At 64.9% G+C, this 23425-nt stretch carries 24 protein-coding genes; 7 read left to right on the forward strand and 17 right to left on the reverse strand.

Annotated elements, in window-relative coordinates; genetic code table 11:
* Positions 1-16: 16 nt before the first annotated feature.
* The 8 genes from ACFPK0_RS06605 to ACFPK0_RS06640 all read right to left on the reverse strand — a co-directional run bounded on the left by ACFPK0_RS06605 (position 17) and on the right by ACFPK0_RS06640 (position 5991).
* Positions 17-910 carry a retropepsin-like aspartic protease gene (locus ACFPK0_RS06605; protein ID WP_377339242.1) on the reverse strand — a complete coding sequence of 298 codons (894 nt, stop codon included), beginning with the start codon at positions 908-910 and terminating at the stop codon, positions 17-19.
* Positions 911-1089: 179 nt separating this feature from the next.
* On the reverse strand, positions 1090-1791 hold the full coding sequence (locus tag ACFPK0_RS06610; RefSeq protein ID WP_377339244.1) for a YggN family protein: 702 nt from the start codon (positions 1789-1791) through the stop codon (positions 1090-1092).
* Positions 1792-1824: 33 nt separating this feature from the next.
* Positions 1825-2478: a GDSL-type esterase/lipase family protein gene (locus ACFPK0_RS06615; protein WP_377339247.1), complete on the reverse strand. Its 654-nt coding sequence runs from the start codon at positions 2476-2478 to the stop codon at positions 1825-1827.
* A gap of 142 nt (positions 2479-2620) precedes the next feature.
* Positions 2621-3592 carry a hypothetical protein gene (locus tag ACFPK0_RS06620; RefSeq protein ID WP_377339249.1) on the reverse strand — a complete coding sequence of 324 codons (972 nt, stop codon included), beginning with the start codon at positions 3590-3592 and terminating at the stop codon, positions 2621-2623.
* Positions 3589-4446 (reverse strand): ABC transporter ATP-binding protein, encoded by an 858-nt coding sequence (locus ACFPK0_RS06625; protein WP_056080079.1) that lies wholly within the window; start codon positions 4444-4446, stop codon positions 3589-3591. Before ACFPK0_RS06625 ends, ACFPK0_RS06620 begins: the two co-directional genes overlap by 4 nt.
* Positions 4443-4817 carry a GntR family transcriptional regulator gene (locus tag ACFPK0_RS06630; RefSeq protein ID WP_056080076.1) on the reverse strand — a complete coding sequence of 125 codons (375 nt, stop codon included), beginning with the start codon at positions 4815-4817 and terminating at the stop codon, positions 4443-4445. Before ACFPK0_RS06630 ends, ACFPK0_RS06625 begins: the two co-directional genes overlap by 4 nt.
* Positions 4818-4819: 2 nt before the next feature.
* Complete coding sequence (locus ACFPK0_RS06635) at positions 4820-5134, reverse strand: hypothetical protein (RefSeq protein ID WP_377339252.1); 315 nt, start codon at positions 5132-5134, stop codon at positions 4820-4822.
* Positions 5135-5406: 272 nt separating this feature from the next.
* On the reverse strand, positions 5407-5991 hold the full coding sequence (locus tag ACFPK0_RS06640; RefSeq protein ID WP_056080070.1) for an FMN-dependent NADH-azoreductase: 585 nt from the start codon (positions 5989-5991) through the stop codon (positions 5407-5409).
* 112 nt (positions 5992-6103) lie between these two features.
* On the opposite strand from ACFPK0_RS06640, the gene ACFPK0_RS06645 reads away from it, so the two are divergent.
* The 3 genes from ACFPK0_RS06645 (at position 6104) to ACFPK0_RS06655 (ending at position 9100) form a co-directional block, all read left to right on the forward strand.
* Positions 6104-7081 carry a LysR substrate-binding domain-containing protein gene (locus ACFPK0_RS06645; RefSeq protein WP_056080067.1) on the forward strand — a complete coding sequence of 326 codons (978 nt, stop codon included), beginning with the start codon at positions 6104-6106 and terminating at the stop codon, positions 7079-7081.
* A gap of 73 nt (positions 7082-7154) precedes the next feature.
* Positions 7155-8297 carry a pyridoxal phosphate-dependent aminotransferase gene (locus tag ACFPK0_RS06650; protein WP_056080064.1) on the forward strand — a complete coding sequence of 381 codons (1143 nt, stop codon included), beginning with the start codon at positions 7155-7157 and terminating at the stop codon, positions 8295-8297.
* Between the two features lie 2 nt (positions 8298-8299).
* Positions 8300-9100, forward strand: a complete 801-nt coding sequence (locus tag ACFPK0_RS06655; RefSeq protein ID WP_377339255.1) for an amidohydrolase — start codon at positions 8300-8302, stop codon at positions 9098-9100.
* A gap of 108 nt (positions 9101-9208) precedes the next feature.
* On the opposite strand, the gene arsC is transcribed toward ACFPK0_RS06655, so the two are convergent.
* Genes arsC through ACFPK0_RS06675 form a run of 4 tightly spaced genes read right to left on the reverse strand, consistent with a single transcriptional unit; the run spans position 9209 to position 12957 of the window.
* Positions 9209-9553, reverse strand: a complete 345-nt coding sequence (arsC, locus tag ACFPK0_RS06660) for an arsenate reductase (glutaredoxin) (protein WP_056080058.1) — start codon at positions 9551-9553, stop codon at positions 9209-9211.
* Between the two features lie 31 nt (positions 9554-9584).
* Positions 9585-11123, reverse strand: coding sequence for a pseudouridine synthase (locus tag ACFPK0_RS06665; RefSeq protein WP_056080055.1), 1539 nt, complete (start codon positions 11121-11123; stop codon positions 9585-9587).
* Positions 11120-11989: an SMC-Scp complex subunit ScpB gene (scpB, locus tag ACFPK0_RS06670; RefSeq protein WP_056080052.1), complete on the reverse strand. Its 870-nt coding sequence runs from the start codon at positions 11987-11989 to the stop codon at positions 11120-11122. Before scpB ends, ACFPK0_RS06665 begins: the two co-directional genes overlap by 4 nt.
* Positions 11990-12024: 35 nt before the next feature.
* Positions 12025-12957, reverse strand: coding sequence for a segregation and condensation protein A (locus ACFPK0_RS06675; RefSeq protein ID WP_056080049.1), 933 nt, complete (start codon positions 12955-12957; stop codon positions 12025-12027).
* Between the two features lie 891 nt (positions 12958-13848).
* On the opposite strand from ACFPK0_RS06675, the gene ACFPK0_RS06680 reads away from it, so the two are divergent.
* Positions 13849-14214 carry a PilZ domain-containing protein gene (locus tag ACFPK0_RS06680; protein ID WP_200946322.1) on the forward strand — a complete coding sequence of 122 codons (366 nt, stop codon included), beginning with the start codon at positions 13849-13851 and terminating at the stop codon, positions 14212-14214.
* Positions 14215-14266: 52 nt separating this feature from the next.
* On the opposite strand, the gene ACFPK0_RS06685 is transcribed toward ACFPK0_RS06680, so the two are convergent.
* Positions 14267-15964 carry an AMP-binding protein gene (locus tag ACFPK0_RS06685; protein WP_377339260.1) on the reverse strand — a complete coding sequence of 566 codons (1698 nt, stop codon included), beginning with the start codon at positions 15962-15964 and terminating at the stop codon, positions 14267-14269.
* A 139-nt stretch (positions 15965-16103) separates the two neighbouring features.
* Between ACFPK0_RS06685 and ACFPK0_RS06690 the strand changes: the two genes are divergently transcribed.
* Positions 16104-16550 (forward strand): hypothetical protein, encoded by a 447-nt coding sequence (locus ACFPK0_RS06690; RefSeq protein ID WP_056080042.1) that lies wholly within the window; start codon positions 16104-16106, stop codon positions 16548-16550.
* An 87-nt stretch (positions 16551-16637) separates the two neighbouring features.
* On the opposite strand, the gene acnA is transcribed toward ACFPK0_RS06690, so the two are convergent.
* The gene (gene acnA / locus ACFPK0_RS06695) at positions 16638-19391 is read right to left on the reverse strand and encodes an aconitate hydratase AcnA (RefSeq protein ID WP_056080039.1); all 2754 of its coding nucleotides are present in this window, start codon (positions 19389-19391) and stop codon (positions 16638-16640) included.
* A 230-nt stretch (positions 19392-19621) separates the two neighbouring features.
* Here acnA and ACFPK0_RS06700 point away from each other — a divergent pair, with 230 nt between their 5' ends.
* Positions 19622-20548 (forward strand): LysR family transcriptional regulator, encoded by a 927-nt coding sequence (locus ACFPK0_RS06700; protein ID WP_056080036.1) that lies wholly within the window; start codon positions 19622-19624, stop codon positions 20546-20548.
* A gap of 123 nt (positions 20549-20671) precedes the next feature.
* Here the strand turns inward: ACFPK0_RS06700 and hflD are convergent, their stop codons facing one another.
* The 3 genes from hflD to ACFPK0_RS06715 are packed head-to-tail and all read right to left on the reverse strand — an operon-like array spanning position 20672 to position 22932.
* Complete coding sequence (hflD, locus tag ACFPK0_RS06705; RefSeq protein ID WP_007081866.1) at positions 20672-21295, reverse strand: high frequency lysogenization protein HflD; 624 nt, start codon at positions 21293-21295, stop codon at positions 20672-20674.
* 36 nt (positions 21296-21331) lie between these two features.
* Positions 21332-22441, reverse strand: coding sequence for a tRNA 2-thiouridine(34) synthase MnmA (gene mnmA / locus ACFPK0_RS06710; protein ID WP_377339263.1), 1110 nt, complete (start codon positions 22439-22441; stop codon positions 21332-21334).
* Entirely contained in the window at positions 22438-22932 is a 495-nt protein-coding gene (locus ACFPK0_RS06715; protein WP_056081029.1) for an NUDIX hydrolase, read from the reverse strand. The genes mnmA and ACFPK0_RS06715 overlap by 4 nt, the downstream gene beginning before the upstream one ends.
* 110 nt (positions 22933-23042) lie before the next feature.
* On the opposite strand from ACFPK0_RS06715, the gene clpS reads away from it, so the two are divergent.
* Positions 23043-23369, forward strand: coding sequence for an ATP-dependent Clp protease adapter ClpS (gene clpS, locus ACFPK0_RS06720; RefSeq protein WP_007081869.1), 327 nt, complete (start codon positions 23043-23045; stop codon positions 23367-23369).
* Positions 23370-23425: the final 56 nt, after the last annotated feature.

The following is a 23425-nucleotide window of genomic DNA, read 5'->3' on the forward strand; positions in this document are numbered from 1 at the left end:
CTCCCTGAGCGAATGCTCACGATGACTTGCGCGGTGCCTGGATGCAGATCTGCTGTTTGGGATAATTGAACGTGATTATCCCACCCGCCCACAAAGGGACTCCCAGGGACCCATCCACCTGTTCCAGGTTGAAGGCTTTTACTTGTTCGGTCAGGGCAAATTTGACGTTGTGAAAGTGCTGTGTGCCGACACTCAGCTCTGCGAATTCAGAAACCACACCCATGGCGCGTCCACCCGTGCCTTCGCCGACCGCTTGCTTGTGGCCATTGGTGTAAAGCGCCTTGCCGGCGTTGGATTGCAGGAAAGCGGTTCCAAGGTAGTTGTGATTCCGGCTTCCCAGATCGATGACGAGATGCACAGTCTCTGGTGCTGAAGTCGCCTGGCTCTTGACCGTCGCTGTCACAACAGGGACGTTGTGTATGAGCTCGAAGGAAATCGGGTTGGGGCAGCCCGGGGGATCGTTTTCGGGGTAGATGGATACGGTTGACTCAGCGTAATTCACGCGAACGACGTGATTTTCGAAAAACGGGTATCCCAGAAGGGCGTCGATCCTGAGGCCCGATGAAGACGATATTGAGCCGAGGTCGATGGCGTAGCCCGGTACGTCGTGCAGGGCCAGCGCATCGAATTCGACGTTCTTCAGCTTCACGGGAAAAAGGCTTTGGTTACCTGTGCCCCCACCGGACGCCTGCAGCGGTGAATGCCCCAACTGCAGCCCGAGCTCGGTGGCGAGCGATTTACTGACGATCATGGCCCCGGAGCCACTGTCCAGGACCGCATTGACAGTCTTCCCGTTGATCGTCGCCTGGACGCTGACCAGGTTGTCGTGAAGGTGGAAGGGAAGTGTCTGCTGGGCCATGGCAAGGCCCGGTACGGCAAGAATCGATAGAAACAATCCACGACGCGACATTGACGTTACCTCCGGTTGCCACCTCCAGCACATGGGGTGACCGGCGGAGCAGCCATCCGCCTTTTAATGAATTGTCGGGCCAGCCGCGCCACCAAGTTGGCTACGTCGTAGTGTGCTTGCGCAGGCTGGATCACCTTGTTCCGAAATCATGGATTCCGATGAGGGTGTCGTGTTGCTCGTCAGTCGGAGAACACGGCAAAGCCGTGCTTGCCATCCTCGTCGGTCATGTCCTTGGCGCAGTCGTCGATGTCCTTCTGTTCCATCGTGGCGTACGGCTGGAACTGCGGCATGGCGACGGCCAGTTTCTGCTGGCTGGCCAGCAGGGCCGGCATGCGCTGCTGGCAAAGCTGGCGGGCGGCGGCCTCGATCTTGTCGGTCTGCGGCTTGATGGCGGCCTCGATCTGCTTGTCGCTCTTGCCGCTGAAGGCGCCCATCATCGCGGTCTTGGCGGCCTGCATGCCCAGGTCCGCGCCCTGCGTACCGATGTCCATGCCGGCGGAGGCGATGCCCACGATCTGCTGGCGGTAGTCCAGCAGCAAGGCGCGCTGTGCCGGTGTGGCGTCGACCTTCTTGCCGGTGATCAACAGATCGCCCTGCGGGGTGATCTCGGCTTTTGGTCGCTTGTCGTTGTCGTCGTTGCTGTCGTCGTTGCTGAAGTGGACATGGTCCAGTTCGATGTTCTTGGTGACAAGATCCTTCTTGGCTTCCTGCATGGCCTTGTCGATCCCTCTGGCGAGCAACGAGCGCGGCGCAGTTTCACCGTTCTTGCTCGCTGGTGTTGTTTGCCCGGTCGACGCGGGCTGGGAATCAGGGGCCTGACTGCATGCGGCCAGCGGCAGCAGCAGAACCAGTGCGAGGGCGCGGTAAGAGAACGGTTTCATGGATGTGCTCCTTGGTCGAAGTCGATCACGGGATCAGTTGAGCAGCAACGGGCGCAGCGTGGCCCATGTGTTGTCGAGCAGCAGTTTCTGCGCGTCGACGCCGGGATGCACGCCGTCGTCCAGCAACAGGGCGGGCTGGTCGGAAATGCCGGCCATCAACGAGGGCAGCAGCACGATCTGCTTGTCGTGCTGTATCCGCTGATAGACGCCGGCCAGCATGTCCGCGCAATGGTCCTTGTCCAGCTTGGGCGGAATCCGGAAGCCCAGCACGGCAACCTTTGCCCCCGACGCCTGCGCCATGTCGATAAGGCGTGTCATGTCGGTTTCCAGTTGCTGCCGGCTTGCACCGAGGATGGCGTCGTTGGCACCAAGCTCCAGGATGACCAGCCGCGGGTGGTGGGCGGCGATCAACCCGGGGAGTTCCTTCAGGGCATCGGTCAGTGTCTTGCCGCCGCGGCTGGCGTTGATGATCTTCGGCGCCGTGGTGCTGGCGGCGCTGACGCGTTGCTGCAGCAGATTGACCCAGCCCGCCTCGGCGGGGGTGCGATGCGCGGAACTCAGGCTGTCGCCAACCAGCAATACGGTGCGTGTCGGCGGCGTGGCTGCGCCGACACCATGCGCCGACGATGCGAGCGGTATGGCGACGAGCGTGAAGAGCGCGAACAGGGTGGCATGGAGCGATTTCATGGTGATCCTTGGGGCGCAGTGGGCCGGCGAAATCGCAAAGCGAATTCGGGCAGGGCAAGTCGTGGTGTTGGCCAATGTCCGAGAATGGACCGGGCGAATGTTTGTGTAACGGACGGGCCGGGCGACCCGTCCGTCACCGAGCTCAGGCGTCGTCGCGCCAGCGGCGGAACCAGATGGCGCCGGCCAGCAGGACCACGCCGGCAACCACGCCGATCCACAGGCTGGGTGAGGCGGCCAGGTGCCAGGTCTGCGCCAAGTCCAGGACGTCCGTTCCCGTGTTGCCCGAGATATGGATCATGCTGTCGCCGAACATGCTGCCGGTGCCGGGGAACACGCTCAGCAGGGCGCGCTGCACGATGTTTTTCCAGAACCAGGCGGTGGGCAGGTTGAAAAGCCCCATGATGCCGAACCAGGTCACCAGCAGACCCACGCCCACCGGCAGTGCCACCGCCCACAGGAAGGGCTTGCTGCGGGACCAGGCGGAGCAGATCAGCAGCCAGCCGACGGCCGGTGCCGCCCACAGCGCATACAGCGGGATGTAGCCGATCAGGTTGAACATCACCCGGAATGGATGGGCCAGCAGCAGCAACTGCCACACGTTGACGCCGTGGAAGGACAGGGTGACCGCAAGTATCAGCAGCTGCAGCATGCCCACGATGATGCCCACGACCACGGCGATGACCGGTGCCAGCACGGTGGCGCTGATGACCTTGGATAGCACGGTGCTGGTGTCTGACACCGGCAGTGATTTCCAGAACAGGATGCTGCGGTCACGGCGGTCGTCGTACAGCGCGCCGAGGCAGTAGAAAAACACCACGAAACCCAGCACCACCACCAGCAGGCCCATGGCCGAATACATCGCGATGTCCAGCGCAAACCCGACCTTGCTCAGGTCGCCGGCATCCATTTCGGCGATGACCTGCTGCAGGCCGCCGCTGGCGCCGAAGTTGATGCCGTTGCGGGCGCCCAGGACTTCGGCGGTGATGATGCCCATGATGTTGAGCAGCAGAAAGATGCCGCCGGTGATGACCGGTGCCCAGAAGAACCCGCCACGGTGCTCCCAGAATTCGCGTTTCACCAGCCAGTACAGGTCTTTCAACGTCTGGTTGTTCATGCGTAGGTTCCCTTCATGGTGGCCACGAACAAGTCGCTGACGGAGGGGCGGCGGGTTTCGCCCAGCGGCTCCAGCGTCGCGCGGCTCGCGCCGTCGAACAGAAAAATGCTCTTGCCGAAAACCTGGCGCTCGTCGATGGGTTTCAGGGCCCGGGCGGCGTCGGCCTGGTCGGCGTTGACCATCACCTCGATGAAGCGTTCGCCGACCGCATCCATGTCGGCGTCCAGCACGATCCTGCCGTCACGGATGAACATCAGGTCGGTGAGGATGTGCTCGACTTCCTCCACCTGATGGGTCGTTACGATAATCGTCTTGTTCTCGTCGAAATAGTCCTCCAGCAGGTTCTGGTAGAACTGCTTGCGATAGAGGATGTCCAGGCCGAGGGTGGGTTCGTCCAGGATCAGCAGGCGTGCGTCGATCGCCATCACCAGCGCCAGGTGCAACTGCACGATCATGCCCTTGGACATCTGCCGCACGCGCTGATTCGGTTGCAGCTTGGTGCGCGCCAGGAAGGCCTCGCACTTCTTGCGGTTGAAACGCGGGTGCACGTTGGCGACGAAATCCACCGCCTGGCTGACCTTGATCCAGCGTGGCAACACGGCCACGTCGGCGATGAAGCACACGTCACCCATCAACTTGTCGCGCTGCTTGCGCGGGTCGTAGCCCAGCACGTTCAACTCGCCGGTGAAATCGGTGAGGCCGAGGATGGCCTTCAACGCCGTGGTCTTGCCCGCGCCGTTGGGGCCGATCAGGCCGACGATGCGGCCGGGCTCGATCTGGAAGCTGACGTCATCCAGCGCCACCGAGGATTTGTACCGCTTGCCCAGCCTGCTGGCCGTGATGACCGCACTCATGATTGTTGCTCCGTGTGGGTGCTCGCTTCGCGCAGCAAAGTCTTCAGATCCAGCCCCAGCCGCTGCAGCCGGGCGAACAGTACGGGCCACTCCTCGCGAAGAAACCGCTCGCGCTCGGATTTCAGCAGCGCCTCGCGAGCGCCTTCGATGACGAACATGCCCAAGCCCCTCCGTTTTTCCACCAATTGTTGATCGACCAGTTCCTGATAGGCCTTGGAGACGGTCAGCGGGTTGATCTGGTAATCCGCTGCCACCTGGCGTACCGACGGCAACGGGTCGCCCTCGTTCAAGGCGCCGTCCAGGATCATCGCCACCACGCGTTGCTGCAGCTGGCGGTAGATCGGCGCGTTGTCGTTCCAGGTGATGGTCATGCTTATTCCTTGCTGATGCCGCCGAATTGATTGGCGAACGAATAGTAGGGCATGGCCAATTGCGAGCTGACCAGGCTCAGGTGCGGCCCGCCGCCATGGCCGGCGGCGGCGCCGATGAAGTCGCCGCTGTCGATCAGCGCGGCCTCGCGCCGCTCGGCGGCGGTGGGGTGGACCACGATCATGGGCAGGTCGGTGACGGCCCGATGAGTCGCGGCGGCAGGTGCCGGCGGGACATCGACGTTGTAGGTGACCGCGCCCAGCGTGGCGAAGGTGAACAGGGCAGCGGCGATGCTGGCGATGAGGTTTTGCGATTTCATGGCGTGCTCCTCAGTGAACTCGTTGACCGGTGTTGTAGTGAACTATAACACCATGTTTTGAGCCGTCAATGGGCGGAGCCTGAAATCGGGATATGACTGATGGCAGGGGTGGCCGGAGCGCTGGGGATGGCCTTTCAGCCACGCAAAAGGCCAGCTTGTGAGGCTGGCCTTTGCTTGGCGGTTCCGGTATGCGGCCGCCGTGGGGAGCGACGTGCCGCTACCGGTGGTTGTTATCGACGCACGGACCGCTGCCGCTGGCGTCGTGTGGCGCGTCAGGCGGCTTCGGCCACCAGCATGTGGATCGCGTCCTGCGCCGATTTCAGCGCTGCCGATTTCTGTTCGTCGCCCACCGCCACGCCTTCGGCCCGCACGATTTCGATCTCGCCGATGCCGATGAAGCCGAATACCGCCCGCAGGTAGGGTTCCTGGAAATCCACGGCGGTGCGTCCGGTCCCCTCGCCGTAGAAGCCGCCGCGGCTGGAGGCCACGATCACCCGCTTGCCACCGGCCAGGCCCTCGGGGCCGTTCGCGGTGTAGCGGAAGGTCTTGCCGGCGACCAGCACGCGGTCGAGCCATGCCTTGAGCTGGCTGGGGATGCCGAAGTTGTACATCGGCGCACCAATCACCACCACGTCGGCGGCGAGAAACTCTTCCAGCATCGCGTTCCCCGCCACGGCAGCGGGGTCATTGGCGTCGGCGACCGGCGACCAGTGCGTCAGCGGTTGCGCCGCGAGGTCGCGATAGTTGACGGTGGCGTCGGGCGTGCCCTGCTTCAGCTCCGCTACGATGTCGGCGGTGAGCTGGCGCGACACCGAGTAGCTGCCGAGGGCGCTGGAATCGATATGGACGATTTTCATGGCTGGTTTCCTGTTTGGGCCGGAAGACCGGCGACGAAATCAGGATATATTCGAAACAATGTGGCGATAAGTCCGCAGTTATCGGACTTATCGTTCTGAAAAGGAAACAGTCATGACGGTATTGACGGGTGCGCTGCAGGATCTCAACGACCTGTATTTCTTTGCGGCCGTGGTCGAACACGGCGGCTTTTCCGCTGCCGGGCGGGCGCTGGGCGTGCCGAAATCCCGCCTCAGCAAGCGCGTGGCCCAGCTCGAGGAGCGGCTGGGCGTGCGCCTGCTGCAGCGGACCACGCGACGCTTCATGGTCACCGAGGTGGGCGAGCGCTTCTACGCGCATTGCCGCGCCGTGCTGGAGGAGGCGCAGGCCGCGCAGGATGCCGTGGACGAGTTGCGCGCGGAGCCGCGCGGCGTGGTGCGGCTGAGCTGTCCGATATCGCTGACGCAGACGGTGCTGGCGTATCTGCTGCCGGATTTCCTGGCGCTGTATCCGAAAATGCAGGTACGGCTGTTGTCCAGCGATCGCCGCGTCGACGTGATCGGCGAGGGCTACGACCTGGCCATCCGTGTACGCACCAAGCTGGATACCGACGCCAACCTGGTCATGCGCAGTTTCGGCCAGGCGCAGACCAAACTGGTGGCCAGCCCCACGCTGCTCGACGCGCAGGGGCGCCCATCGCAACCCGATGAGCTGGCCCGCTTGCCGGCGCTGTCGATGCGCGAGCACGAGGGCGCGCAGGTGTGGGAGCTGATCGATGCCGACGGCAAGCAGTCTGTCGTTGAAGTGCAGGCGCGGCTGATCACCGGCGATTTCGCCGTGCTGCTGGAAGCCGCCCGCCGCGGCATGGGGGTTGCGCTGTTGCCGGAGTCCGTCTGCGCGCCGGCCATCGCCAGCGGCGAGCTGGAAGTGGTGCTGCCGGACTGGAGCGTTCCCGGCGGCACCATGCACTTTGTCTATCCCAGCCGGCGCGGCATGCTGCCCGGCGTGCGCGCACTGGTGGATTTCCTGGCCGAGCGACTGCCGGCCACCACCTCGCTGAGGCACGAGCAATGCAAGAAGCGTCCGCTGGATGATCTGCCTGCCTGCCGCTGATCACGCCAATGCGCAGGGCAGCGTCGATATAATGTCCCATTCCCGATTCAGGCATCCAGACGGCCAAATCATCATGATCGAAACCAAGCTTCCGAAAGTCGGCACCACCATCTTTACCGTGATGAGCCAGCTGGCGCTGGAACACAAGGCGGTGAACCTGGGGCAGGGCTTTCCGGATTTCGAACCACCGCAGCCGCTGCGCGATGCGCTTGCGCGCGCCATGGATGAAGGCCGCAACCAGTACGCGCCGATGCACGGCACCGCCGGCCTGCGCGAGCAGATCGCGCTGAAGACCGAGCGGTTGTATGGCCGCAAGGTCGACGTCGACCGCGAGATCACGGTGACCTCCGGCGCCACCGAAGCCCTGTTCGCGGCGATGGCGGCGGTGGTTCGCGCGGGCGACGAGGTGATCGTGTTTGACCCGGCCTACGACAGCTACGAGCCGGCGATCGACTTGCAGGGCGCCCGCGCGGTGCACATCCCGCTGACTGTACCGGCGTTCTCGATCGACTGGCAGCGCGTGCGCGACGCGATTACGCCGAAAACCCGCATGATCCTGGTCAACAGCCCGCACAACCCATCGGGCGCCGTGCTGTCGGCGGGCGACCTGGACGAGCTGGCGGCGATCGTGCGCGACACGTCCATCGTGGTGTTGTCCGACGAGGTCTACGAGCACATCGTGTACGACGGCGCGCAGCACCAAAGCGTGCTGCGCCATCCGGAGCTGGCCGAGCGCAGCTTTGTGATCTCCTCGTTCGGCAAGACCTACCACTGCACGGGCTGGAAGGTCGGTTACGCGATCGCGCCGCCGGCGTTGTCGGCCGAGTTCCGCAAGGTGCATCAGTACCTCACGTTCTGCACGTTCCATCCGGCGCAGGTGGCATTTGCCGAGTTCATGGCCAGCAGCCCCGAGCATTACCTGGAGTTGCCGGCGTTCTATCAGGCCAAGCGCGATCGGTTCCGCGCCTTGCTGGCGCCGTCGCGCTTCAAGCTGCTGGATGTGCCGGGCGGTTATTTCCAGCTGGTCGACTATTCGGCGATCCGCGATGAAGACGATGTGGCCTTCAGCCGCTGGCTGGTGGAGCAGGGCGGCGTGGCAGGGATTCCGTTGACGCCGTTTTACGAGACCGCGCCCGGCACGCGATTGTTGCGGCTGTGTTTCGCCAAGAGCGACGCCACCATGGAGGCGGGCGCCGAACGCCTGTGCCGGCTGTGAGCATGCAGCCGTTGAAGGTCTCGCTGGTGCAGGGCGCCACCCGCTGGCACGACGCACCGGCCAATCGCGACTACTACGGCGCGCTGGTGCGCCAGGCCAGGGGCAGCGACCTCATCGTGCTGCCGGAAACCTTCCTGTCCGGCTTCAGCAACGACACCCGCGCCAGCGCGGAAACCATGCAGGGCGAGGGCGTGGCCTGGCTGCGTGCACTGGCGGCCGAGGTGGGTGCGGTGATCTGCGGCAGCCTGGCGATCCTGGAAGATGGCGTGGTTTACAACCGTTTGCTGTGGATGCAGCCCGACGGCAGTTTCCAGCAATACGACAAACGCCACCTGTTCCGCATGGCTGGCGAACACACCCGCTACGGCGGCGGCAATGCGCGCCTGATCGTGACGCTGAAAGGCTGGCGCATCCTGCCGCAGGTTTGCTACGACCTGCGTTTTCCGGTGTGGCTGCGCAATCGCCGGCTGGCCGATGCGGAGGGCGGCATGGATTACGATCTGGCGCTGTTCGTCGCGAACTGGCCCGCACCGCGACGCCATCCGTGGCGCACGCTGCTGCGCGCCAGGGCGATCGAAAACCTCAGCTACGTGATCGGCGTGAACCGCGTCGGCGTGGACGGCAACGAGTTGCCGTATGCCGGCGACAGCGTGGCGGTTGATCCGGTAGGTGAGGCGTTGATCGAGCTCGGTGCGCAGGAACAGGTGGCCACCGTGACGCTGGACCCGGCGGTGCTGCTGGCGCACCGCGAGCGCTTTCCCGCATGGATGGATGCGGATGCGTTTTCGCTGGACCTCGACTGATACCTGGTTCCCCGCACGGGGATAACCCCCTGTAGGAGCGGCTTCAGCTGCGACCTGGTCTTGCCGTTACCCCGGGTCGCGACTGAAGTCGCTCCTACAGGAGTGCGCTCAGAGTATCGCCAGCACCGTCTCGGGCGGGCGGCCGATGGCGGCCTTGCCGTTGGCGACGACGATCGGGCGCTCGATCAGTTTCGGGTGCGCCACCATCGCTGCGATCAGGGCAGGTTCGTCGAGTGATTCGTCCGCCAGCCCCAGCGTCTGGTATTCCGCTTCACCCGTGCGCAACAGCGCACGGGCGGTCATCCCCAACTGCTTCAGCAACACGGCCAGCTCGGCCGCGGTGGGCGGGTTGTCGAGGTAGTTGATGACCTCGATGTCGTCGCCACGCGCTTCCAGCAAGGCCAGCGTGGCGCGGGACTTGGTGCAGCGGTTGTTGTGGTAGATACGCACCATCGTTAGTGGCTCCGATCAGTTTGCGACCGGCTCAGCGGTTGCCCGAGCGATTGCCGCCACGGCCACCCGGCGGGCGTCCACCGGCGGCGCCGCCGTGTCCATGCGGACGACCGGCTCCCTGCGAACGGTTGCCACCCTGACCCTGCGGTCGGCCGGCGCCTTGGGGACGGTTGCCACCCTGGCCTTGCGGACGACCGCCGCCAGCCTGATTGCCGTGCGCGCGATTGCCCTGACCCTGCGGCCGTGCGCCCGGGGCGCGATTGCCGTTGCCACCGCCGGTGCCGCGCGATTCGCCGCCGAAGCCGCTATACGGGTTGCCGCCGCTGCGGTTCTCGCCACCGGCGCGTGCGCCGAACGGCTTGCCGCCCGCGGGGCGACGATTGCCGGCGCCACCGGCGGTGTTGCCGCGCGGTGCGCCGCCAGCGCGGTTCGCGCCGTCGCGGCTTTCACCGGCGAACCAGGTGCGTACCGAGGGCAGTTCCTGGCCCGGCGCCACGCGCCGGCCGCGGCCGGCGCCACCGCTGCGTGCGCCGCCGGCACGCTCGGGGCGGGCCACGTTACCGTTGACTTCCTTGCCGTCGCGCCGCGGCGGCTTGCGGCCACGGGTGGGCTCTTCGCGGATGCGGTCAAACGCGCGTATCTCGCGGGCTTCGTCCTGGCCGCCGGTCCAGGCGGTGCCGGCGCCGCGCTCGGGGCGGTATTCGGTGACGCTGCGGTTGGCGCGGCGCTGGTGCAGCACCGGGCTCAGGGTCAGCACCGGTTGCGGCGCGCCCAAGCCAGTGGTCTGGCGCAATTTTTTTACCGCTTCGGCATCGAGTGGCTCGCAGTCGCCGCGGCGCAGGTTGCGCGGCAGTTCGATCTGGCCGTAGCGGATGCGCTTGAGGCGGCTGACCAGGAAGCCCTGCGAATCCCACAGGCGGCGCACTTCGCGGTTGCGACCCTCGCGGATCACCACGCGGAACCAGCTGTGGCTGCCGCCACGGCTGATCACGGCGATTTCGTCGAAACGGGCGGGGCCATCGTCCAGCTCCACGCCGGCCTTCAACCGCTCGATGATCTCGTCGGGCACTTCGCCATGCACGCGGCACAGGTATTCGCGCTCGAGGCCGCTCTTGGGGTGCATCAGGGCGTTGGCCAGTTCGCCATCGGTGGTCAGCAGCAGCAGGCCGGTGGTGTTGATGTCCAGGCGGCCCACGGCGACCCAGCGCGCACCCTTCAGGCGCGGCAGCTGTTCGAACACGGTGGGGCGGCCTTCGGGGTCGTCGCGCGTGGTCAGCACGCCTTCGGGCTTGTGGTAGATCAGCACTTCGGTGTCGTCGCGGCTGTCGGTAGCCACCACGAACTGCTTGCCGTCGAGCGTGACGCGATCGCCGGCATGCACGCTGGTGCCGATTTCGGCACGCGTGCCGTTGAGCTCGACTTCGCCGGACTGGATGCGCACTTCGAGCGTGCGGCGCGAGCCCAGGCCCGCGTTGGCCAGCACCTTGTGCAGGCGCTCTTCCAGTTGGGCGGCGGCTTCGTCGCGCGGTTCGCGCTTCAGGGACAGGACGGATTTTTGCGGCGCAGTCATGCGCGGTACTCCTCGGAATCTTGGCTTGCGGCGTCGGGTTCGACGTCCGCGGCGGGGTTCGCTGCCTCATCGGCAGTGGCAATCGGGTTGGCGACGGCGGGGCTCGTGTCGGAGCCGGTCTCGTCGGACTCGGGTGAAGCGGCCGGCATGTCAGCACTGGTCGCGTTGTCGGTTTCGTGGTGATCGGCATCCGCGTCGTCGGCGGCTGCCTGGATGTCGGTGGTGCTTGCGTCGTCTTCCGCTTCCGCTTCGTCCGGCACGGCGTCGTCCGGATCGATGGGCAGGTCGCGTTCGACGCGGGCGGGCAGGGGTTCGGGTTCGAAGCGCAGCTGCGGGTCTTCCATGTCGCGGATTTCCGACAGCGGCGGCAACTGGTCCAGCGATTTCAGGTTGAAGTAGTCCAGGAACGCGCGGGTGGTGCCGAACAGCGCCGGCTTGCCAGGCACGTCGCGGTAACCGACCACGCGGATCCACTCGCGCTCCTCCATCGTCTTGATGATGTTGGAGGAAACCACCACGCCACGGATCTGCTCGATCTCGGGGCGGGTGATCGGCTGGCGGTAAGCGATCAGGGCCAGTGTCTCCAGCATCGCGCGGGAGTAGCGGCTGGGCCGCTCGGTCCACATCCGCGAGATCCATGGATGCACGTCCTGGCGCACCTGGTAGCGGAAGCCGGAGGCGACCTCCTTCAACTCGACGCCACGGCCTTCGCAATCGCCGGCCAGTGCTTCCAGCGCGCGGGCGATCTGTTCGTGACCGACTTCATCGGTTTCATTGAACAGGTCGCCGAGCTGATGGGTGGTCATCGGCTGGCTGGAGGCCAGCAGCGCGGCCTCGATGATGGGTTTGATTTGCTCGATCTGCATAACCTTGGGTCGGATGCCGATTCAATAAATGTCGTTCATTCGCCGAACGCGTCGTTGCGTGCCGGTGTATCCGCCTGGCCGGAATCGTCCGCCAGGTCGGCGAGGTCTTCGCCGTGGCTGATCTTTGCCTTGACGTAGATCGGTGCCAGCGGCGCCTCCTGCACGATTTCCACCAGCATTTCCTTGGCCAGCTCCAGCATCGACAGGAAGGTCACCACGATGCCCAGACGCCCCTCGGCGGGGTCGAACAGGCTTTCGAAGCGATGAAAGCTGTTGTCGTCCAGCCGGCTCAGCAACTCGCCCATGCGCTGCCTTACGCTGAGCGCCTCGCGCTTGATCGCGTGGTGCCCGAACAGTTCGGCCCGGTGCATCACGTCTTTCAGGGCCAGCAGCAGTTCGGTCAGCTCCAGCGGCGGCGGCAACCTGATCACGTTGCGCTCGCCCGTTTCGGCATGTACCACCACGGTGTCGCGCTCGACCCGCGGCAACGCCTCGATGTCTTCCGCGGCCCGCTTGAACCGTTCGTACTCCTGCAGGCGCCGCACCAGTTCGGCGCGCGGATCCTCTTCCAGCCCTTCTTCCAGCGGCGGTCGCGGCAGCAGCAGCCGCGACTTGATCTCGGCCAGGATCGCGGCCATCAGCAGGTATTCCGCCGCCAGTTCCAGTCGCATCACATCGCGCATCAGCTCGATGTAGCTCATGTACTGCCGGGTGATCTCGGCCACCGGGATGTCCAGGATGTCCAGGTTCTGCCGGCGGATCAGGTACAGCAGCAGGTCCAGCGGCCCCTCGAACGACTCCAGGATCACCTCGAGCGCGTCCGGCGGGATGTACAGATCCTGCGGCATCTGCAGCATCGGTTCGCCGCGCACGATCGCCAGCGGCATTTCCTGCTGCTGCGGCACCGACGCGAACGCATCCTGCGGTGCGGTTACCAGGCTCTGGGGCTCGACCGGCTCAGTGCTCATCAATGCATGTCGTAAAGGCCGCCTTCAGCGGCTGGCAGTGCGTTCAACGTGATTGGAACCCGTCCATTTACCGGGATGCCCCGCGGCAATGTCCGTACTTGGAGCGCGCCTCAATGCGTCATTCCCGGCTACATCTGGTTCAGCTGTCAATGGCGAACGGCAAGATTGCCTGGCGCCGTTGCCGACATGACGAAGCCACTCGATGGCGGTTCGGTCATGTGGGTTGACCGTCTCCGCGGTGCGTCGCAATCCGCCGTCACAGCGGCAATGACGTCAGCCAGAGATGGTGGAGCCCCGGTTTCGCTGGTTGCTTGTCGGTGGTCGTTATCGGTCTGCCCGAGCACCGGTTGACTGTCCCGCCAGCGCAATGCGCTGCAAGCCTGTTGCCGGGGAACCACGCGTGGTCGAAGCGTAACGGCTGCCACAGGACAAGTCCAGCCTTATATCGGATACACGTGCGGGGTTTCGTTCATGCCGGCGCGTTCCGGCGGCAGGGCGATCCGCCCAGGACCGGATGTCGGCAGCCGGGCGTGATGTGACCCAATTGGTCGCTGTGACGCTCCGGGTAACCCCGCATCCATCGACGGGACAGGGCGCATCACGGTCGGGAATGGGTGCACACTTGCCGACAGGACGGGTACGCCAGCGGGAATGGATCATCAGGCGATCCGTCCGTTGCAACCGCTACCACTGGCGCAGTGGCTTCGTGGCGTGGCATGTTGATTGCTTGACCACGCATGAGCCCCACTGCAAACGGTTGTCTGCTGCCGTTGCGGGGTGCATATCGGCAGCCCCGGATGTCATTGGCGCTGCCTGGTCAAGGATGCGGGGTGGCAACGAATGAACATGCTTTGTGGTGCCAGACGCCATCGTGGGTGGAAGGAATCTTTGATGATCGACGAAAACGAACGAGACGACGCCGGCGCGCCATACGAACAATTGCGACCGGCTCGAATGCAGATCGAGACCACCGTGTTGATGTGTCGCGGCGACAAATCCCACCCCACCGAACTGGTTGATATCTCCGCGACGGGGGCGTTGTTGCGCCGACCGCTGGGCTGGGTCGGCGAACCGGGGCAGAGTTGGGTGCTCGACATGATTTTCGGGCACAACCTGCACATCCATCTGCAGGCGGAGGTGGCGCGTATATCCGAGCACCACATCGGTTTTTCCTATACCCACATTCCCGAAGACAAGCAGGTACCGCTATGGAATCTGCTGGGCGGCTATGCCGACATCCTGGAGAACTGGAAGTAGGTCCGCTCGACCCACGAGGTCGCGCCTGCGTGTCCGCAGGCGCTGAACCCGATCAGCTGGCGCTTGCCGGCGTTGGCTTGTGCTCGTCGCGCAGCTCGCGGCGAAGGATCTTGCCCACATTGCTCTTGGGCAACGCATCGCGGAATTCGATCAGCTTGGGCCGCTTGTAGCCGGTGAGGTTTTCGCGGCAGAAGGCCTTCAGTGCCTCGATGGTCAGGTTCGGGTCCTTGCGCACCACGAACAGTTTCACCACCTCGCCGGAATGCTCGTCGGGCAGGCCAACAGCCGCCACCTCGGCCACGCCGGGATGCTGCATCACGGTGTCCTCGACCTCGTTTGGATACACGTTGAAGCCGGACACCAGGATCATGTCCTTCTTGCGGTCGACGATATAGACGTAGCCGCTCTCGTCCATCCGTGCGATGTCGCCGGTGTGCAACCAGCCTTCGGCATCCAGCACATTGGCGGTTTCGTTGGGGCGGTTCCAGTACCCCTTCATCACCTGCGGGCCACGCACCATCAATTCGCCGATCTCGCCGATGGGCAGGGGCTGGCCGTCTTCCGACCATATCGCCACGTCGGTGGAGGGGATCGGCAGGCCGATCGAGCCGTTGTAAGCGGCCAGGTTCAGCGGGTTGATGCACACCGCCGGCGAGGTCTCCGTGAGGCCGTAGGCTTCGGCCAGGGTGCAGCCGGTGGTTTTTTTCCAGCGCTCCGCCACCGACCGCTGCACCGCCATGCCGCCGCCCAGGGTCAGGTGCAGGCGCGAGAAATCCAGTTCGGCAAAACCGGGCGTGTTGAGCAGGCCGTTGAACAGTGTGTTGACGCCGGTGATCGCGGTGGGCCGGGATTTTTTCAGCTCCTTGACGAAGCCGGGCATGTCGCGCGGGTTGGTGATCAGCCAGTTCAACCCGCCCAGGCTCATGAACACCAGTCCGTTCGCCGTCAGCGAAAAGATGTGGTACAGCGGCAGCGCGGTGATGATGACTTCCTCACCCGGCGTAACCAGCTCGGTGCCGATCCACGCGCTGGCCTGCAACATGTTCGCCACCATGTTGCCGTGGGTCAGCATGGCGCCCTTGGCCACGCCAGTGGTGCCTCCGGTGTATTGCAGGAAGGCCAGGTCGTCCCGCGTGAGTGTCACCGCGGGCAACGGATGGGTGGCGCCACGTGCCAGTGCATCGCGGAACCGCACCGCCTGCGGCAACCGGAACGACGGCACCATCTTCTTGACGTGCTTGAGCACGAAATTGATCAGCGCACCCTTGGGGAAACCGAGCATGTCGCCGATGCCGGTGGTCACAATGTGCTCGATCTGCGTGCCGGCCAGCGACTGCTGCAGCGTGGCCGCAAAGTTGTCCAGCACCACGATGGCCTTGGCGCCGGAGTCTTCCAACTGGTGTTTCAGTTCGCGCGCGGTGTACATCGGGTTGGTATTGACCACCACCAACCCCGCACGCAGCGCACCGAACAGCACGATTGGATACTGCAGCACGTTGGGCATCATGATCGCGACGCGATCACCCTTGGCGAGCTTCAGGACGCCGGTGAGGTAGCCGGCGAACTGGCGGCTCAACTCATCGACCTGGCCGTAGCTGAGCTGCTTGCCGAAACTGGAGAACGCCGGCCGCTGACGGAATTGCGCGAACGCTTCCTCCACCACGGCCACCACCGATGCGTAGCGGCCCGTATCGATCTGCGCGGGGACGCCCGCCGGATAATTCGCCAGCCACGGACGCTCATTGCTCATGCTCGGGTTCCCTGTTTGTCGATGACCATGGACCGCATGGATTCACAACGGTGGCACTATCCGTCATGAACCACGCATTCCAATTCATTGGAACATGCGCCCGCGTATAGCGGCAAGCCGCACCGCAACGAGTCCCGCCATGATCCGACCGAAGAAAACGATCCTCATCGCAGGCGCGCTTGTCCTGCTTGCGCTGGTGCTGCCGGGCTGTCGCCGCACGCCGGATGAAACGCGGGTACGCGAGGCGATCGTCGCCATGGCGCAGGCAGCCGAGGCCGGTTCGGCCGGGGATCTGGCCGAGCCGCTCAGCGAGGATTTCGACGGCAACGCAGGCAGGCTGGACCGGCGCAAGTTGACCGGCATGGTTCGTTTGCTGGCGCTGCGCGGCGACCATGTGGGCGTCACGATGGGGCCGGTGTCGATCGAGCACCGCGGTGAGCGGATGGTGGCTACGTTCACGGTCACATTGACCAGCGGTGGCAAGCTGCTGCCTGACCAGATGGGCGTGTATCAAGTCGAATCGGCGTGGCGCAACGAGGATGGCGATTGGCGTTGCTACACCGCGACGTGGAAACGCGTGATGTAGGGCCGTTCGCGGGATTCGCCAGGCATGGCCAGGTCAAAAAAAAGCGCCCCTTTCGGGGCGCTCCTTTTTTCCAGGTGGCACTGAAACTCAGGCGGCTTTCTTGCCTGCCAGCTGGCGCAGCACGTATTGCAGGATGCCGCCGTGACGGAAGAAGTCGCGCTCCTTCGGGGTCAACAGCATCACGTGCACTGTGAACTGCCTGGTGCTGCCATCCGGTGCAGTGGCGGTGACGGTGGCTTCCTTCGAACGGCCGTCATCCAGACCGCTGATGTCGAACGTTTCGTTGCCGGTCAGGCCCAGCGTCTTGGCGTTCTCGCCGTCCTTGAACTGCAGCGGCAGCACGCCCATGCCGACCAGGTTCGAGCGATGGATGCGCTCGAAGCTCTCGGTGATCACGGCCTTCACGCCCAGCAGCAATGTGCCCTTGGCCGCCCAGTCGCGCGAGGAGCCGGTGCCGTATTCCTTGCCCGCAATGACCACCAGCGGCGTGCCCGATGCCTTGTACTTCATCGCGGCGTCATAGATTGCCATTTGCTCGCCGCTGGGGATGTGGCGGGTGAAGCCGCCTTCGACGCCGTCCAGCATCTGGTTCTTGATGCGGATGTTGGCGAAGGTGCCGCGCACCATCACGTCGTCGTTGCCGCGGCGCGAACCGTAGGAGTTGAAGTCGATCGGCTGCACGCCACGCTCGATCAGGAAGCGACCGGCGGGTGAATCCTTCTTGATCGAACCGGCCGGCGAGATGTGGTCGGTGGTGATCGAGTCGCCGAACAGGCCCAGGCAACGTGCGCCGTGGATGTCCTCGACCTTGTTCAGTTCCATCGTCATGCCGTCGAAGTACGGCGGGTTCTTGATGTAGGTGGACGCTTCGTCCCACGCGTACAGCGCGCCGTCCGGCGAGGCGATGGCGTTCCAGCGCTCGTCGCCCTTGAACACGTCGGCATAGTTCTTCTTGAACATGTCCGAGGTGACCGCGCTGGCCAGCAGGTCGCTGATTTCCTGGTTGCTCGGCCACACGTCCTTGAGGAACACGTCCTTGCCATCGGAACCCTGGCCCAGCGGTTCGGTGGTGAGGTTGATGTCGAGCGAGCCGGCCAGCGCGTAGGCGACCACCAGCGGCGGCGAGGCCAGGTAGTTCATCTTCACTTCGGCGTGCACGCGGCCTTCGAAGTTGCGGTTGCCGGAAATCACGGCGCCCACGGTGAGGTCACCGGTGCTGATCGCCTGGCTGATTTCCTGCGGCAGCGGGCCGGAGTTGCCAATGCAGGTGGTGCAGCCGTAGCCGACCAGGTAGAAGCCGGTTTTTTCCAGCTCGGTCAGCAGGCCGGTCTTTTCCAGATAATCGGTGACGACCTTGGAGCCCGGTGCCAGCGACGTCTTCACCCACGGCTTGGCCTTCAGGCCACGCGCGGCGGCTTTTTTGGCGACCAGGCCGGCGGCCAGCATCACGGCGGGGTTGGAGGTGTTGGTGCACGAAGTGATCGCGGCGATCACCACCGAGCCGTCACCGACCTTGAAGCTGTCGCCATTCATCTCGACCCGCACCCGGCCGTCGGCGATCGTGTTGTTCGGGTTGCCGATGGCGGTGGCGCCGCCCTCGCTGGCAAAGGCTTCCGCCGCGCCGTTCTTCGGCGCGCGATTGACCGTGGTGGCGCCCAGGCTGTCGTTGTAGTTCTGCTTGACGTCGGTCAGCAGTACGCGATCCTGCGGGCGCTTCGGGCCGGCCATCGACGGCTTGACGTCGGCCAGGTCCAGCTCGAGCGTGGTGGTGAATTCGGCGTGCGGGCTGTTCTCGTCATGCCACAGGCCCTGGGCCTTGGCGTACGCCTCGACCAGCGCGACCTGCTCGTCGCTGCGGCCGGACAGGCGCAGGTAGCGCAGCGATTCGGCGTCGACCGGGAAGATGCCGCAGGTGGCGCCATATTCCGGTGCCATGTTGCCGATGGTGGCGCGATCGGCCAGCGCCAGATGCTGCAGGCCCGGGCCGAAGAACTCCACGAACTTGCCGACCACGCCCTGCTTGCGCAGCATCTGCGTCACGGTCAGCACCAGGTCGGTGGCGGTGGCGCCCTCGGGCAGCTTGCCCGACAGCTTGAAGCCGACCACCTGCGGAATCAGCATGGACGACGGCTGGCCCAGCATGGCCGCCTCGGCCTCGATGCCGCCCACGCCCCAGCCCAGCACGCCCAGGCCGTTGACCATGGTGGTGTGCGAGTCGGTGCCGAACACGGTGTCCGGGTAGGCCCACTGCTGGCCGTCGACCTCATTGGCCATCACCACGCGGGCCAGGTGCTCCAGGTTCACCTGGTGCACGATGCCGGTACGCGGCGGCACCACCTTGAAATCGGTGAGGGCTTTCTGGCCCCAGCGCAGGAAGCTGTAGCGGGCCTGGTTGCGCTCGAATTCGATGGCGACGTTCTTTTCCAGCGCGTCTTCGCTGCCGAACACGTCGACCTGCACCGAGTGGTCGATGACCAGTTCGGCCGGCGACAGCGGGTTGATCAGGGTCGGGTCACCGCCCAGCGCCTTCATCGCGTCGCGCATCGCCGCTAGGTCGACCACGCACGGCACGCCGGTGAAGTCCTGCAGCAGCACGCGGGCGGGCATGAAGGAGATTTCGGTGTCCGGCTCCTTCTTCGCGTCCCAGGTGGCGACTGCTTCGATTTCCTTGCTGGTCACGTCCACGCCATCCTCGTGGCGCAGCAGGTTTTCCAGCAGGATCTTCATCGAATACGGCAGCCGCTTCAGGTCGAAGCGCTGGCCCAGCTTGGCGAGGCTGGCAAAGGCGTATTGCTTGCCGTTGACTTCGAGTGTGTCGCGTGCGGAAAAGGTGTCTTTCATGGGAAGCTCCTGGCTGAATCCTGCGGCTGGGATGATGACCACGGCGACGGTTGGCCGTCCCGGCAAATTTGCCAATTATCGCCCAAACGCGGGGAACTCGCGAACGAACACCCGCAGGTTGGCGTCACGGAATGGCGGAAACGTATGCAATGCCGCGCGACGAGTAGACTTCGGCGACCGTCCACCCAGCATGGGGTCCGCATACCCGTGGCGCAAACGCTTTTGATGACATGCAGCATTCGATGATTTCGACCACCCTGGCGGCAGTGTCGTTGCGTGATCTCGCGCTGGTGCAGGCGGTGCATCGCCATGCCAGTTTCAACAGCGCCGCGCGCGCCATGCACATCAGTCCGTCGGGCCTGTCGCACCAGGTGCAGAAGGTGGAACAGGCGCTGGGCGCGCCGCTGTTCGAACGCGGTGGCCGCAGCATCGTGCCCACCGCGGGCGGCCGTCGCCTGCTGCAGCAGATCGACGCGGTGCTGGCTGCAGCCGAGCACCTGCAGCAGCTGGCCCGCGCCGGCGCGGTGGCCTTTGGTGGCGAATTGCGGCTGGGTTTGCCGGCGTCGCTGGGGCCGTACCTGTTGCCGCATCTCATTTCGCCGTTCCCGCAGCATTTTCCGGGTGCCCGGCTGGTGATTTCCGAAGGCAAACCGCGTGGCCTGCTGCGCCGCCTGCACGAGGGTGAGCTGGATGCGGTGCTGGCGCCGCTGGTTCCCGCCATCAGCGGCATCGCGATGAAGCCGCTGTTTTTCGAGCCGTGGGAACTGATGCTGCGCGCCGACCACGCGCTGGCCAGCCAGCGCAGCGTGACGCTGGAGCAGCTCGACCCGGCCCAGGCCACGCTGATGGCCGAGAGCCACGCCGACGGCCTTGGCGGTGATGGCGCCGATCACGGCCACGTGCAGGATGTGAGTCTGGAAAGCCTGGCGGCGCTGGTCAGTCTGCGTGGCGGTTACGCGCTGGTGCCCGCGCTGGCGCATGAGCGGCTGGCGTCGATGCCGAATATCGTGCTGGCCAAGCTGAAAGGGCAGGCCACCGGCCGCGAGATCGCGTTGTACTGGCGCGACGCGTCGCCGTGGCAGGACAACCTTCAGGTATTTGCCACCTTGCTGCGCCGGCTGGCGCGGGCGCGTCCGGGGCTGAAGTTGCTGGGTTAAGTACGCGGGTTCCCGGCACTGCTTTTTTGTAGGAGCGGCTTCAGCCGCGATGCTTCTGCTTCTGGAGTTCCAAAACAAGAGCGTCGCGGCTGAAGCCGCTCCTACAGGGCGGCGCGCCGCCGCTCAGCCGTTGTCCAGCATCGCGCCGGTCAGCAATCCGCGCGCCAGCATGCTGCACTGGCGCCGATACAGCAGCAGTTGCCACTGGCGGCCGCCCACCTGACGCCACAACACGGCCGAACGCACGGCGGCCAGCAGGTTGGCGCGAATCTTCTCCACCACCGCCGGTTGCTGCAACTGTTGCGGGTTGCCGTTGACCATCACGCGCGGGGTCAGCAAAGACAGGGTGGAGACATACAGCTCCGCCAGCCGCCCCGTGACCTGCTGCGATGCCTGCCCGAAATGCTCCACCTGGCGCTGCGCCGCAACGATGCCCTGCTGCAGCTGCTCAAGCAGGTCCGGGCGTGCGGACAGGCTGCGTTCCAGCCGCATCACGGTGACCACCATGCGCGTCAGCGCCATGTCGCGGTCGCTCTCGTCCAGTTGCGACACCAATCGGCGCAAGCCCGGCCGCATGGTGGCCACCGAGCCGTAAACGCCCACCACCGACGGCGCGTCGATGCGGAAAATGCTGGCCACGCCCGCTTCCATCGCGGCGTCGTCGCAGCGCCCTTCGTTGGCCAGCTTCTGCGCCAGCGAGCACGCCTGGAAGATGCCGGCCAACGCCAGCACCCGCTCTTCATTCATCGAAAAAGTTTCAAACACCAGAACGTGACTCGCTGATCAAGAGGAGAGGAGAGGTGGCAGGCCACCATAGGTGGCGTCGGTGGCGGCGATCACGGCGCCACCGAGGCAGGCCTCGCCATCATAGAGAACCACCGATTGGCCGGGGGTGACGGCGCGCTGGGGTTCGTCGAAGCGTACCTCCAACCGGTCGGCATGCACCGTGACTTCGCAGGCCTGGTCGAACTGGCGATAACGAGTGCGCGCCGTGCAGCGGAAGTGCGACGCGGGCGCCTCGCCGGCGACCCAGCTCGGCGCTTCCGTTTCCAGCCGGTGCGAATGGAGCCAGTGGTTCTCGCCGCCCTGCGCCACGTACAGCACATTGCTGGCGACATCCTTGCCCACCACAAACCAGGCCTCGCCACTGGCGCCATGGCGCCCGCCGATGCCGAGGCCGTTGCGTTGGCCCAGCGTGTAATACATCGCACCCTGGTGCTCACCGATCAGTTCCCCATCGGGCGTGCGCATCTCGCCGGGGCGGGCAGGGATGTACTGCGCCAGGAAGCTGCGGAAATCGCGCTCGCCGATGAAACAGATGCCGGTGGAATCCTTCTTGGCATGGGTGGGCAGCGCCGCTTCGCGGGCCAGTTCGCGAACCCGCGGTTTCTCGATGCCGCCCAGCGGAAACAGCGTGGCGGACAGTTGCTGCTGGCCCAGCGCGTGCAGGAAATAGCTCTGGTCCTTGGCCGCATCCACGGCGCGCAGCAGCCGGTAGCGACCATCGCGCCGGTCCACGCGGGCGTAGTGGCCGGTGGCGATCTTCTCCGCACCCAGCGCCTGCGCCTCGTGCAGGAACGTCTTGAACTTGATCTCGCGGTTGCACAGCACGTCGGGATTGGGCGTGCGGCCGGCGCGGTATTCGTCGAGGAAATGGGCGAACACGCCATCCCAGTACTCCGCCGCGAAATTTCGCGCATGGAACGGGATACCCAGCCGTCCGCATACGGCCACCGCGTCCTTGCGGTCGGCATCGGTGGTGCACGGCCCGCTGCGCTCGTCCTCCTCCCAGTTCTGCATGAACAGGCCCTCGACCTCGTGGCCGGCCTGTTGCAGCAGCAAGGCGGCGACCGAGGAATCGACGCCACCGGAAATACCCAGCATCACCTTCATGCGGGCGTGTCCGGCGGGTTGCCCGGCAGGTAGTCCAGGGTTTGCAACGGCAAGCGCTGGCCCGCCAGCCAGGCGTCGATGCTGAGCAGCACCAGCGGGCTGCGCACGCGATCGCCCAAGGCAGCGATTTCGGCGCGGGTCAGCCACAGCGCGCGATGGATGCCGGTGTCCAGCGCTCGGGCCGGGTCGTGGCTCACGGCACGCGCCGCGAAGCTGAAGCGGACCACGCTCTCGCCATGCTCGGTACTGCGCCATTGCTGCACGCCGATGAGGTGCTGCAGCTCGACCGTCCAGCCGGTTTCCTCCAGCGTCTCGCGCAACGCGGCGTCGGTGAGGCTTTCGTGGTCTTCCAGGTGGCCCGCGGGCTGGTTGTAGGCGAGGCGACCGCAGGCATCTTCCTCCACCATCAGGTAGCGGTCGCCATTGGCGACGACACAGGCCACCGTGACATGGGGACACCAGACATTTCGCGGGGTAAGTGAATCAGGCATGGGCAGGCACTGGAAAAGCGCCCATTGTGCCATTACCTCATGCAGTTCTCGCCGCGGGGCGCCAAGTACCGCAGCGTATACTCGGTATCGAAAACAACACTCAAGAACTCATGGCCCACGAATCCGAACACGAACATGATCACGGCCGGGGACTGGCGGTGGAATCGGCCAAGCCGGAGGTGGCGCGACCACCCCTGTTTCGGGTATTGCTGCTCAACGACGACTTCACCCCGATGGATTTCGTGGTTGAAGTGTTGCGTGGCTTCTTCAACCTCGACCAGGAGCAGGCGGTACAGGTGATGTTGCACGTGCATACTCGTGGACGCGGCGTTTGCGGGGTTTTTACCCGGGAGGTGGCCGAGACCAAGGTGACCCAGGTAAACGAATATTCACGCGCTCATCAGCACCCATTGTTGTGCACTATGGAAAAGGCTTGAGCACCCCCATTTTGGTGGGCATGGCGACAACAAGTCGCTTCCAACCTCAGCGGAGT

Origin of the sequence: Rhodanobacter ginsenosidimutans, assembly GCF_042655685.1 — a bacterium.
Classification (GTDB): Bacteria; Pseudomonadota; Gammaproteobacteria; order Xanthomonadales; family Rhodanobacteraceae; genus Rhodanobacter; species Rhodanobacter ginsenosidimutans.